The following is a 12,724-nucleotide window of genomic DNA, read 5'->3' as shown; positions in this document are numbered from 1 at the left end:
CGCCGGCGGCCCGGCCGCCTCCTCAGCGGGCGGCCGGGCCGCCGGGCGGCCGCGGGGCGCGCACGCCGGACGCGGCGGCCGGCAGCCCGCCGAGGACGAGGTCGGTGAGCCCGTCCACCACGGCCTCGCGCGGCACCTCCCCGGCGTGGTCGAGCCACCAGTCGCCGGCGGTCTGCACCATGCCGACGATCGCGTGGCCCCACACGTAGGCGCGGGTCCGGTCCGTCATCTCGCCCTCGGCGATCATCACCTCGGCCAGTTCCCGGCTCACGTCCCGGATCATCGTGCTCATCGCGCTGTGCGTGGCCGTGTCCTCGGCGCTCGCCCGGTGCATCAGGAACCGGTACAGGTTGAGGTTCTTGGAGATCGTCGACAGGTAGGTGTCGATGGTCGAGCGGGTGCGGTCGCGGACCGGCTCGTCGCGGGAGAACTCGTCCCGGATGCCCTCGATCAGCTTGCGCGTGTGCCGCTCGGCGAGCGCCTGGTAGAGGCCGCTCTTGTCGCCGAAGTGGCGGTAGAGGATCGGCTTGCTGATCTCGGCCTCCGCGGCGATGGCGGCCATGGACGCCTCCGGGCCCTCCCGCTGGATGACCCGGTCGGCGGCCTCCAGCAGGGCACGGCGGCGGCCGGGGTCGCGGCGCGATCCGGACCCGGGCCTGCCCGCCGTGTTCGTCATGACAGAACGGTATCGGGGGTGTTACCCCGCGACAACACCGCCCTGCCTCGGCGGTGCCGCCGCGGGGCTCGCGGCTACCGGGCGAACGCCTGGAGCTCGGCCGCCCGGACGACGCCCGCCAGCGGGCTCGCGGTGCCGCAGTCGGTGCTCGAACGCGGGTCGGCGTCCTGCTCGCCCGCGTACGCCGGCGCACCGGTGCACTGGCTGGAGACCACCTGCAGCCGCAGGTGCGTCGCCGTGGTGTCCCGCAGGTCGAACGACCGCAGGATGATGTCGGGCGCCGTCGGACGCGGCCGGTCGGCCGGGAACGCGTCGTCCGGGCTGGTGTAGACGGTCCGGTACGCGGCGTCCTGCGCGCAGTCGGCGCGGGTGGCGTCGCAGGCCAGCAGCCGGAAGGCGCGCAGCGCCGTGAACCGGTTCTGCGCCGAGCCGGCGCCCTCCGGGTCGCCGGCCGCCGACGGCCGCAGCATCGCGCTCACCTGCACCCGCCCGACCTTGACCGGGCGGTCGCCGGCGAGGTCGACGGTGACCTGGCGCCCCGCGACCGGGGCCTGCACCGACTGCCAGTCGGTCGCCTCGGTCTCGTCCAGCAGCGCCGGCTGGGACGCGCCGTCGCCCGCGGCGGTCGCGCCGTTGGCGGTCGCCGCCTCGTTGCGGGACATCGCGACCGGCAGCGTCCGCCGGTGCGAGCCGATCGTCGCGGTGAACCGCTTGTGGCCGAAGCCCTCGCCGACCGCGACGAAGGAGTAGCGGCCGGGGGTGATGTCGAAGGTCGCGCCGAGCGGGGTCGCCGGGTCGGTGTCGGCGACCGGGACGGCCCGCGCCTCGTAGTCGCCGACGTACAGCCGGACCTTGCCGTGACTCGCGTCGCCGGCCGGCTTCAGCGTCACGTGGGCGTCGCGCGACATCGGCGAGGCGAAGCTCGGCCGCGCGTCCGCGTCGCGGGGTCCGTCGCTGGCCGCGTCCTCCCCCAGGCCGTGCTGGGCGAAGGCCTTCCACATCATGGCGTGGTCCCTGCCGCCGAAGCGGAGGGTGTCGGCGGCGAGCAGGGCGTCGCGGTGGTCGACGTAGCTGACCGCCCCGGTCGCCATGAGCAGCAGCGCGTCGAACGACAGCTGCGCCCAGCGCCGGTTGCCCGGGCACCGGTCGACCGGCACCGTGCCCTCCGCGCACTTGCGCTGCAGGGAGGCGCTGCCGGACCCGTACCGCTGGACGAACGCCTGGCGCACGTCGAACTGGGTGGCGGTCCAGATCTCGCCGTCGGCGTGGACCTGCGTGCCGACCAGGTCGTAGCCGAGGTCGCTGTAGTTGAGCGGGCTCCGGCTCATGTCGTAGTTGCGGATCCCGGACCGCGGCTCACCGGTGACGTAGGCGCCGGTGACGTACGGCGTCCGGCCGGGCGTGCGGAACCCGTACTCGTTGAGGTACTCCATCGCGAACAGGTCGGAGGTGCTCTCGTTCATGGCCCCGGCCTGCGGCCCGCTCCACCCGGCGTCCGGCCCGGCGATCATGCGGCCGGAGATGGCGTGGGAGTACTCGTGCCCGATGACGCTCATGTCGAAGTCGCCGTCGACGCACGGCGGGTAGAACGCGCCCGCGATCGGCTGCCACAGGTACATGTTGCTGATGGCGGGCGTGCCGTCGGGCGGGGTGATCTGGTTCGCGTTGTCGCGGATGCTCGCGATCCTCGCCCCGGCCTGCGCGTTGCCCTGCTCGGGGTCGCCGCCGAGACCGCCGCGGCCGCCGTTGGCGACCTGCATGTTCCAGGCCGACTCGGTGAAGCCGAGCCGGTAGGACCAGTCGTGCATGCGGTTGTGCTGGACGAACAGGTTGGAGATGGCGGACTCGACGTCCGCCTCCTGCGGGCTGTCCATCGTCGCCGGGTCGCACTTGCTCTCGAACCACTGGTCGGCCCAGGGGTAGTCGTAGTTCCGGTCCGGCTTCGGCGCGCTGGTGCGGGTGCCGACGGAGAACGGGTCGCCGTTCACGCGGTTCTCGTAGGTGCGGGCCGAATTCCCCAGGCTGGTCATGGTCGAGGCGCCGGTCGCCGGGTCGGCGTCCCAGGGCCGTCCGCTGGACGGATCGCCTCCGGCGACGTACTGGCAGCCCCGCGCGGGGGCGAAGCACCAGGTCTGCCGGGTGTCGCGGGACGAGTGGTCGCCGGACGGCGTCGCGGGGAACACCGACCAGCGCGGGTTGTCGCTGTCGTGGTCGACGAGGTTCTCGCGTACCAGCACCGACCCGGTGCGGGCGTCGACGTAGGAGGTGACGGCCTTGGGCTCGGACCCGGAACCGTCGATGAGCGTGACCTGGTACGCGCTGCGGACGCCCTCGGCGGTGGGAACGGCCACGAGCCGCGCCTTGCGCGTCGCCTTGCCGGAGACGGTGATTCCCGCGTCCCGCCCGGCCGCGGCCACCGCCTCCTCCCCGGACAGCGTCGCGGGCGCCGGCGCGGCGTCGTCGCGTGCGAGGGTCGAGGTGACCGAGACGACCTCGCCGTCGCGGACGCCGACCGCGACGAGCCCGTCGTAGCCGGCGGGCAGGTCGCCGAAACGCTGGCGCAGCAGCACGGCCGCGCCCTTGCCGATGGGGTTGACCGCGACCTTCTCCAGGGCGCCGACGGCGGCGGCGTCCAGGCCGAACAGGCCGCGGTGCCCGGTGAGGTAGGCGCGCGCGGCCTTCTCCGGGTCGGCGGGCAGGCCGTCCGCCAGGGGCTTCGCGGCGGTCACCGAGGCGGGCGTGCCGAGCCTGTTCCACCGCACGTCCACCCCGCGCGCGGCGCCCCGCTGGCCCGTCGTGGGGGCGAGCAGGCCGGTGCGGGCGTCCTTGTCGGGCAGGTCGGGACGGTCGCCGGGGGGCTGGGATCGCGGTGGCGGGGGTGCGGCCCGCCCGGGAGCCGCGAGGCCGGCTGTGAGGAGCGTTCCGGTGGCCGCCAGCGCGGTCACGGTGATCCAGCGTGTCCTGGGCACCTTTGCCTCCTGGAGGCGGGCCGACGGCCCGCTCTCGGGTCGGCCGGATGATCAACCGGCCGATCTAGAGACAAGCAGCGCCCCAGAAGCGCAACTATGGCGAGATATTACATTTCGGACACCCGAATGCCGGGCGGTCTTCGCCCTTGACAGCACCCCCCGTCCATGGACCAGGTGTCCGGCGGCCCGGCGCCGGCCCCGCACCGGCGCACCGGGCCGCCGGAGCACGATGGCCATCGTCGGCCACGGCCCGCCCCGCGCGGGCGGCGGCCGTGGCGGGCGCGGCGTCAGCGGACGGGCAGTCCGGTGATCGTGCGGCCGATGACGAGGCGCTGGATCTCCGAGGTGCCCTCGAAGATCGTGAAGATCTTGGAGTCGCGGTGCATGCGCTCGACCGGGTACTCGCGGGTGTAGCCGTTGCCGCCGAGGATCTGGATGGCCTCCTCGGTGACGTACACCGACATCTCGCTGGCCATGAGCTTGGCCATCGACCCCTCGGCGTTCTGGAAGTCCTTGCCCGTGCGGGCCATCCAGGCGGCGCGCCACACCATGAGGCGCGCGGCGTCCAGGCGGGTCTTCATGTCGGCGAGCTTGAAGGCGATGGCCTGGAAGTCGCCGATCTTCTTGCCGAACTGCTCGCGCTCCTGCGCGTACTGCAGGGCGTAGTCGTAGGCGGCGCGGCCCACGCCGAGCGCCATCGCACCGACGGACGGGCGGGTCGTCTCGAACGTCTTCAGCGCGGCCTGGCCCTTGGACCTCTTGCCCTCGCGGGTGCGCGCGATGCGCTCGTCGAACTTCTCCTTGCCGCCGACGATCAGGTGGGACGGGATGCGCACGCCGTCGAGGACGACCTCGGCGGTGTGGGAGGCGCGGATCCCGTGCTTCTTGAACTTCTGGCCCTGCTTCAGGCCGGGCGTGTTCGGCGGGACGATGAAGCTGGCCTGGCCGCGGCTGCCGAGGTCGGGGTGCACCGACGCCACGATCACGTGGATGTCGGCGATGCCGCCGTTGGTCGCCCAGGTCTTGGTGCCGTTCAGCACCCACTCGTCCTTGGCCTCGTCGAAGACGGCGCGGGTGCGGATCGAGCCGACGTCGCTGCCGGCGTCGGGCTCGGACGCGCAGAACGCGCCCAGCTTGATGTCGTCGGGGGTGCCGAACATCTGCGGCACCCACTCGGTGGTCTGCTCGGGGGTGCCGACGGCGGCGATGGACGCGGCGGCGAGGCCGGTGCCCACGATGGACAGCGCGATGCCCGCGTCGCCCCAGAACAGCTCCTCGAACGCCACCGGGATGCCGAGGCCGGTCGGCTCCAGCCACTGGGTGGCGAAGAAGTCGAGCGAGTAGATGCCGACCTTGGACGCCTCCTGGATCAGCGGCCAGGGCGTCTCCTCACGCTCGTCCCACTCCTCCGCCGCGGGGCGGATCACATCCCTGGCGAACTCGTGCACCCAGTCCCTGACCTCACGGACGTCCTCGCTGGGTTCCAGGGAGAACGGCGTCTGCTCCGCGCTCGTCATGATCAATTGACCCTCTCGTCCAATGGCTGTTACCAACGGTAGCACCAATTGCCGTTACCGCGGGTAACACCGTGGCCCGGGTCACAGGCCCCTATCTGCACCCCGGGGAGAAGGTGCGGGCCGGCGCGTAGCCGGGCACCTCGATCATCGGCGGACGCTCCCCCACCGCGACATCGGTCGTGCGGGCGTCATGCCCGCCGGCGCGCCGTTGGAACTGGGTGAGCGCCGTGGCCGGGGCCTCGAGCGGGATCATCCGGCCCTGCCGCTCCAGCCGCGACCAGGCCGTCAGCATGATCTGCCCGGACATCGCGCCGAGCGCCTCGGTGGACTGGTGCGCGTGCACCCGGCGGCCGAGGTCGACCTGCGCGATCGCGTCCAGGCCCGAGTCCTGGTAGACGTCCAGCAGCAGGCCGAGCTCCACGCCGTAGCCGGTGACGAACGGCAGCCGCTCCAGCAGCGCGCGCCGCCCCGCGTACTCGCCGCCGAGCGGCTGCATGACGCCGGCGAGCAGCGGCCAGTGCATGTTGATCAGCGGGCGCGCGACCAGTTCGGTGACCCGGCCGCCGCCGCCCTCGACGCGGCGCTCGCCGTCCACGAGCGGGCGGTCGTAGCAGCCCTTGACGTAGCCGACGGACGGGTCGGTCAGCAGCGGGCCGAGCAACCCGGTGACGTAGGACGAGGTGAACTCGCGCAGGTCGGCGTCCACGAACACGAGCAGGTCGCCGGACGTCGCGTACAGCGACTTCCACAGCGCCTCGCCCTTGCCGGACATGCGGCCGTGCGCGGGCAGGACGGCGTCCTGCGCGACCACGTCGGCGCCCGCGGCGGCGGCGACGGCGGCGGTCCGGTCCGCGGAGCGGGAGTCGACCACGAGGATCTCGTCCACCAGCGGGATCCGCTCCATCAGGTCGGTCCGGATCGCGGCGACGATCGCGCCGACCGTGGCCTCCTCGTCCCGCGCCGGCAGCACGACGCTGACCGCGGTGTCGCCCTTGGCGGCGAGCAGGAGGCGCGGCGGCCAGTCCTCCGCCGTGCTCGTGCGGCGGTTCGACCAGGACGCGACCTCGGGCAGCACGCGCTCTCCCCTCCTCTGGGCCGTCTTGGACCGGACGCCCCCTCAGCTACAGGGAACGCCAGATCCTCCCAAATCATTCACCTCCGGGACGGGCGGGAACGGAACGACCCGAAGAGTTGACGCGCGCGCAACACACCGGTCATTCGGCGGCGTGCTTGTCCAGGAACTCGTACACGTCGGCGTCGTCCACGCCGGGGAACGCGCCGGGCGGCAGGACGGACAGGACGTGCGAGTGCGCGCGCGCCGACGGCCAGGCCATGCCCTCCCAGCGGTCCGACAGCTCCTTGGGGGGACGCTGGCAGCAGTCGCCGTCCGGGCAGGCCGACTTGACCCGCCGGGTCGTCTCCCGGCCGCGGAACCAGCGCGAGTCCTCGAACCGGACGCCCAGCGTGATCGCGAAATCGCGCTCGTGGCTGGGATCTATGTGCGACAGGCACCAGTACGTCCCGTTGGGGGTGTCGGTGTACTGGTAGTAGACGGAGAAGCGGTCCGCGGCGCCGAACACGTGCCGGCCGGCCCACTCCCGGCACATCCGCTGGCCCTCGATCGCGCCGTCCTCGTCCTGCGGGAAGGCCAGGCCGTCGTTGGCGTACGCCTTGTAGATGGTGCCGTTCTCGTCGTTCTTGGTGAAGTGCAGCTGCAGGCCGAGGTGGTGGGTCGCCATGTTGGTGAAGCGGTGCGCGGCCATCTCGTAGGAGACGGAGAAGACGTCCGCGAGGTCCTCCACCGACAGCTCGCGCGCCGCCTTGGCCTCCTGCAGGAACGGGACGACGCTGCGCTCGGGCATCAGGATCGCCGCGCCGAAGTAGTTCGCCTCGACGCGCTGGCGCAGGAAGTCGGCGAAGTCGCGCGGCTGGTCGTGGTCGAGCGCGATGTGCCCGAGGGTCTGCAGCAGGATCGTCCGCGGCGTGTGCATGCCGAGCTGCTCGCGCTCCAGGTAGATCCGCCGGTTGCGCAGGTCGGTGACGGACCGGACGGAGCGCGGCAGGTCCTGGACGTACTGGAGGCTGAAGCCGAAGTGGCCGACCAGCGTCATCAGCAGCCCCTGCGAGACCGCGCCGCGCCGGTACCCGACCGCGTCGAGGGTCTGGGACGCGACGTGCTCGATGTCGGCGAAGTGGTTGCCGCGCTCGTGCATCTGGCGGCGCAGCTCGGCGTTGGCCTTGCGCGCCTCCTCGGGGCTGGCGGTCGGCTTGGTGCGGCTGCGCTTCAGCTCCCCGTACAGCGCGAGGATATGCTCGATGACCTCGTTCGGCATCCGCTTGCCGACCTTGAGGTGCGACAGGCCGAGCGTCCGGTACAGCGGGTCGCGCTGCGCCTCCTCCAGCTGGATCTCCAGCTGCGCGCGGCGGCTCGGCGGCTGGCGGCGCAGCAGCTCCTCCACCGGGCACTCCAGCGCGGTGGCGAGGGCCTGCAGCAGCGACAGCTTGGGCTCGCGGCGCCCGTTCTCCAGCAGGGAGAGCTGGGACGGGGCGCGGCCGACGCGGCCGCCGAGCTCCGACAGCGTCAGCCCGCGGCCGCGCCGCAGGTGCCGGAGCCGCTGGCCGAAGGTGACGAGGTCTACGTCACTCGTCAAGTTGAGGGGTTCTTCTTGCCGCAAGGTCGTCACGGCTTGATGGTACAACAAATTTCGCACTTCTTTCGTTACTCGCGAGTTCATTGAGGGGTTGCAGTCGGGGCATAGTCGTTGCAAGCACCCAGGGGACGACACGGAAGGGCAAGACGATGAGCGATAGTCGCCTCAAGGGCGCAGCCCAGGAGCTGCAGCGACAGTGGGAGACCGACGCCCGGTGGAAGGGCATCGAGCGGACCTACACGGCCGAGGACGTCGTGCGGATCCGCGGCTCGGTCCAGGAGGAGCACACCCTCGCGCGCCTCGGCGCCGAGCGCCTCTGGAACCTCCTGCACGAGGAGGACTACGTCCACTCCCTCGGCGCGCTGACCGGGCTGCAGGCCGTCCAGCAGGTCAAGGCCGGCCTCAAGGCCATCTACCTGTCCGGCTGGCAGGTCGCGGCCGACGCCAACCTGGCGGGCCAGACCTACCCGGACCAGAGCATCTACCCGGCGAACTCGGTCCCGGCCGTCGTCCGCCGCATCAACAACGCGCTGCTGCGCGCCGACCAGGTGCAGTGGGCCGAGGGTGAGGGCGACACGCACTTCCTCGCCCCGATCGTGGCCGACGCCGAGGCCGGCTTCGGCGGCGTGCTGAACGCCTTCGAGCTGATGAAGGGCATGATCGCCGCGGGCGCCGCGGGCGTGCACTGGGAGGACCAGCTGGCCTCCGAGAAGAAGTGCGGCCACCTCGGCGGCAAGGTCCTCATCCCGACCTCGCAGCACGTCAAGACCCTCAACACCGCCCGCCTCGCCGCGGACATCTCCAACGTGCCGTCCCTGATCATCGCGCGGACCGACGCCGAGGCCGCGACCCTGATCACGACGGACACGGACGAGCGCGACCGCGAGTTCATCACCGGCGAGCGCACCGCCGAGGGCTTCTACCGGGTCCGCAACGGCATCGAGCCCTGCATCGCCCGCGCCAAGGCCTACGCGCCCTACTCCGACCTCATCTGGATGGAGACCGGCACCCCGGACCTGGAGCTGGCCCGCAAGTTCGCGGAGGCCGTCAAGGCCGAGTACCCGGACCAGATGCTGGCCTACAACTGCTCGCCGTCCTTCAACTGGAAGGCGCACCTGGACGACGCGACCATCGCCAAGTTCCAGCGCGAGCTCGGCCACATGGGCTTCAAGTTCCAGTTCATCACGCTGGCCGGCTTCCACGCGCTCAACTACGGCATGTTCGACCTGGCGCACGCCTACGCCCGCGAGGGCATGACGGCCTACGTCGACCTGCAGGAGCGCGAGTTCGCAGCGGCCGAGAAGGGCTTCACCGCGGTCAAGCACCAGCGCGAGGCCGGCACCGGCTACTTCGACATGGTGAGCACCGCGATCGCGCCCGACTCGTCCACCACGGCGCTGAAGGGCTCCACGGAAGAGGGCCAGTTCCACTGATCCTCATCGCTCTTCCGGCCTGATCCCCCTCGGACCCCGAAGGCCCCCGCGCTCCTACACCCGCGGGGGCCTTCCGGTGTCCGCCTCATCTCCGCCCCGCCCCTCCCGCGCCCCTTGCGGGCCCCTCCCCTCCCGGCCACATGCGGCTAGGGATCTCGACAGCGGCCGATAATCGGCGCATCGTGAGCGCGCTAGTTGATCACTCGCAGAGAGGATCCCTGATGGCGCGTCACCCCCGGTCCATCCGGTCCCGGGCGATCCCCGGCCGGATGCTCCCGATCGCCGTCGCCGCCGTGAGCGTCGTGGCGTTCGCGCCCGCCGCCACCGCGGACGGCCACGGCCACGGGCACGAGCACGGGCACCAAGGGCGCTTCACCCCCGGCGCCTCCGGAGTCGGCGACACCTACTTCCCGCTGGAGGGCAACGGCGGCTACGACGTCCGGCACTACTCGCTGGACCTCGGCTACGACCCCGACTACGACCAGCTCGACGGCACCGTGACCATCACCGCGCGGGCCACGCAGAACCTGTCGCGGTTCGACCTGGACCTGTCCGGCATGGACGTGGAGAAGGTCTGGGTGAACCGGCACCGGGCCCGCTACGAACGGCACGGCCAGGAACTGGTCATCACGCCGCCGCGCGGGCTGCGCAAGGGCTCGGTCTTCCAGGCGGTCGTCAGGTACGGCGGCGTGCCGCAGACCATCGTGGGCTCCCCGATCGTGTTCGGCTCCCCGTACGGGTTCCTGCACACCCCCGACGGCGCCTTCGTCGGCGGCGAGCCGAACGGCGCCCGCACCTGGTTCCCGGTCAACGACCACCCGAGCGACAAGGCGACCTACGACTACACCATCACGGTCCCGGAGGGCCTGACGGTCGTCGCCAACGGGCGCCTCACCGGGCACCGCTCCGCCGCCGCCTCGTTCAGCCGCCGCGCCGCGCGGACCCGCGCCGAGGTCTTCACGTGGCGCGAGGACAGCCCGATGGCGAGCTACCTCACCACCATCGACATCGGCAAGTGGGACGTGAAGCAGGGCCGCACGCCCGGCGGCGTCCCCAACTACACGGCCGTCGACCCGGTCCTGCTCGCCGCCCAGCCGGACGCGGTGAGCTTCTTCTACGACACCACCAGCGAGGTCACCGACCTCTGGTCGGAGACGTTCGGGAAGTACGCGTTCAGCAGCACCGGCGCGATCGCCGACGACGCCCGCTTCAACGGGCAGCCGCTCGGGTTCTCGCTGGAGACGCAGAGCAAGCCCGTGTACTCCGCCGTCCGCAGCACCGGCACGATCGCGCACGAGCTGGCGCACCAGTGGTTCGGCGACGCGGTGTCGCCGGAGCGCTGGAAGGACGTCTGGCTGAACGAGAGCTTCGCCACCTGGGCCGCCTGGTACTACACGGAGGTGAACGGCGGGCGGACCGTCCACGACGCGGCCCGCGCCACCTACGCCGCGCGCCCGTTCCCCGACCGTGAGGGACGCCCGTTCTGGTCGGTACTGACCGCCGACCCGCAGCGCGACACCATGTTCAACGACCGGGTCTACAACGGCGGCGGCATGATGCTCCAGTTCCTCCGGGAGAAGATCGGCGACGAAACCTTCTTCGCCCTGCTGCGGACCTGGTACGCCCGGCACAAGTACCGCAACGGCAACACCGCGCAGTTCACGTCGCTGGCGCAGCAGATCTCCGGCCAGGACCTGAGCGGGTTCTTCAAGGACTGGCTCTACTCCCCCATCAAGCCCCCGCTCCCCTAGCCCGCACCCACGGGGAACCGGGCCCCGGGGCGGATCCGCCGGGGCCCGGTTCTGTGTCGAAATACGTGGTGGGAGCACTGCCCGCTCTATAGGCTCCCGGCAAGTGGGCGTCCTTCCGTGGGTGTGGTGGTACGGCTTCCGGCGGCACACCGCGTATCCGCTCGGCTCGCTGACCGAGTCGCTGACCAACACCGCCTTCGGCTTCATGCGCGCCTACGTCCTGCTGGCGCTGTGGGACGTCCGGCCGTCCCTCGGCGGGTACGACGCCGCCGACGCCGTCACCTTCTGCTTCATCACGCAGGCGCTGATCGGGCCGGTGCAGATCTTCGGCGGGATGGACCTCACCGAGCGCATCCGCAACGGCGACGTCGCGATCGACCTCTACCGGCCGGTCGGGCTGCAGGGCTGGTGGCTGGCCGACGACCTCGGCCGCGCGGCCGGCTCGCTGCTGCTGCGCGCCGCCCCGCCGCTGCTCGCCGGTGCGCTGGTCTTCCCGTTCCGCGCGCCCGCCCCGGCGAACCTCGCCGCGTTCGCGGTCGCGACGGTCCTCGCCGTGACGGTGAGCTTCGGGATCCGGTACCTGGTGGCGCTCGGGATGTTCTGGCTGCACGACGAGCGCGGCCTGCAGGCCGTCACGCTCGTGATGTCGCTGTTCTTCTCCGGGATGATCCTGCCGCTGGTCGTCTTCCCCGGCCGGCTCGGCGACGCCGCGCGGGCGCTGCCGTGGGCCGCGCAGATCCAGGTCCCGGCGGACGTGTTCCTCGGCCGGCACACCGGCGCCGGGCTCCTCGGCGCGCTGGCCTTCCAGGCGGTGTGGGCGGCGGCCCTGCTCGGGGCCGGAGGGCTGCTGACCCGCGCCGCCAGGCGGAAGCTGGTGGTGCACGGTGGCTGAGCCCACACCGGCCGGAACCGCGGTCGCAACGGCGGCCGGCGGAGTCCGGGTGTACGGGCTGCTGGTGTGGACGTGGATCCGCGCGGCGGCGCAGTACCCGGTGTCGATGGTGCTGCTGGCGCTGACGACGGCGGTCGTCACCGGGCTGGACGCGGCCGCCATCCTGCTGCTGTTCGCGCACGCCCCGCGCATCGGCGGCTTCGCGGCGCCCGAGGTGCTGTTCCTGTACGGGACGTCGGCGCTGGCGTTCGGCATCTCCGACATCGTGCTCGGCACGACCGAGCGGCTCGGGTACCACGTGCGGCAGGGGACGCTGGACGCGATGCTGGTGCGGCCGGTGAGCCCGCTCGTGCAGATCGCGACGGAGGAGTTCTCGCCCCGGCGGTTCGGCAAGCTCGTCCCGGCCGTGCTCGTCCTGGCGTACGCGCTGGCGGAGGCGGACGTGGCCTGGACGCCGGGCCGGGTCGCGATCGTCCCGGTCATGGTGCTGTCCGGGACGGCGATCTTCGGCGGGCTGTGGGTGCTGACCGGCGCGGTGCAGTTCGTGCTGGTCGACAGCCACGGCGCGAGCAAGTCGGTCACCTACGGCGGCGCGTTCCTCACCCAGTACCCGATGACCGTGTTCGCCCGCGACTTCGTGCGCGGGGTGACGTTCGTCGTGCCGCTGGCGTTCGTCAACTGGCAGCCCGCGCTGTACGTCCTGGACCGCCCCGACCCGCTCGGGCTGCCGGCGGCCGCGCGGTTCGCCTCCCCGGCGGTCGCGGTGCTGGTGTGCGCGCTGGGCGCGGCCGCGTGGCGGGCGGGGCTGCGGCACTACCGATCGACAGGGAGCTGA

At 72.1% G+C, this 12,724-nt stretch carries 9 protein-coding genes; 4 read left to right on the top strand and 5 right to left on the bottom strand.

The annotated features are described in order from the left end of the window. Positions 1 to 22 precede the first annotated feature (22 nt). The 5 genes from AL2_RS29750 to AL2_RS29730 form a co-directional block, all read right to left on the bottom strand. Positions 23 to 676 (bottom strand): TetR family transcriptional regulator, encoded by a 654-nt coding sequence (locus AL2_RS29750; protein ID WP_067639450.1) that lies wholly within the window; start codon positions 674 to 676, stop codon positions 23 to 25. A gap of 74 nt (positions 677 to 750) precedes the next feature. Next, positions 751 to 3,645, bottom strand: a complete 2,895-nt coding sequence (locus AL2_RS29745; protein ID WP_245667029.1) for a M36 family metallopeptidase — start codon at positions 3,643 to 3,645, stop codon at positions 751 to 753. Between the two features lie 287 nt (positions 3,646 to 3,932). Continuing rightward, positions 3,933 to 5,162, bottom strand: coding sequence for an acyl-CoA dehydrogenase family protein (locus tag AL2_RS29740; protein WP_067639456.1), 1,230 nt, complete (start codon positions 5,160 to 5,162; stop codon positions 3,933 to 3,935). 91 nt (positions 5,163 to 5,253) lie between these two features. Next, complete coding sequence (locus AL2_RS29735; RefSeq protein ID WP_067639448.1) at positions 5,254 to 6,237, bottom strand: glucosyl-3-phosphoglycerate synthase; 984 nt, start codon at positions 6,235 to 6,237, stop codon at positions 5,254 to 5,256. Between the two features lie 139 nt (positions 6,238 to 6,376). Then, complete coding sequence (locus AL2_RS29730; protein WP_067639446.1) at positions 6,377 to 7,813, bottom strand: helix-turn-helix domain-containing protein; 1,437 nt, start codon at positions 7,811 to 7,813, stop codon at positions 6,377 to 6,379. Positions 7,814 to 7,962: 149 nt separating this feature from the next. On the opposite strand from AL2_RS29730, the gene aceA reads away from it, so the two are divergent. The 4 genes from aceA (at position 7,963) to AL2_RS29710 (ending at position 12,724) form a co-directional block, all read left to right on the top strand. Beyond that, positions 7,963 to 9,246, top strand: coding sequence for an isocitrate lyase (aceA, locus tag AL2_RS29725; RefSeq protein ID WP_067639444.1), 1,284 nt, complete (start codon positions 7,963 to 7,965; stop codon positions 9,244 to 9,246). 221 nt (positions 9,247 to 9,467) lie between these two features. Next, entirely contained in the window at positions 9,468 to 10,997 is a 1,530-nt protein-coding gene (locus AL2_RS29720) for a M1 family metallopeptidase (protein WP_067639442.1), read from the top strand. Between the two features lie 103 nt (positions 10,998 to 11,100). Further along, entirely contained in the window at positions 11,101 to 11,889 is a 789-nt protein-coding gene (locus tag AL2_RS29715) for an ABC transporter permease (RefSeq protein ID WP_067639440.1), read from the top strand. After that, entirely contained in the window at positions 11,882 to 12,724 is an 843-nt protein-coding gene (locus tag AL2_RS29710) for an ABC transporter permease (RefSeq protein ID WP_067639438.1), read from the top strand. Before AL2_RS29715 ends, AL2_RS29710 begins: the two co-directional genes overlap by 8 nt.

It is taken from the genome of Actinomadura latina NBRC 106108, from assembly GCF_001552195.1.
Taxonomy (GTDB): domain Bacteria; phylum Actinomycetota; class Actinomycetes; order Streptosporangiales; family Streptosporangiaceae; genus Spirillospora; species Spirillospora latina.
Note: the sequence above shows the minus strand (reverse complement) of the source record. Positions and strands in the feature narration are given on the sequence as shown.

What these genes read in the sequence shown, in the direction of transcription:
- AL2_RS29720 (WP_067639442.1), top strand. Translation starts at nt 9,468, where the DNA reads ATGGCGCGTCACCCCCGGTCCATCCGGTCCCGGGCGATCCCCGGCCGG.
- aceA (WP_067639444.1), top strand. Translation starts at nt 7,963, where the DNA reads ATGAGCGATAGTCGCCTCAAGGGCGCAGCCCAGGAGCTGCAGCGACAG.
- AL2_RS29740 (WP_067639456.1), bottom strand. Translation starts at nt 5,162, where the DNA reads ATGACGAGCGCGGAGCAGACGCCGTTCTCCCTGGAACCCAGCGAGGAC.
- AL2_RS29750 (WP_067639450.1), bottom strand. Translation starts at nt 676, where the DNA reads ATGACGAACACGGCGGGCAGGCCCGGGTCCGGATCGCGCCGCGACCCC.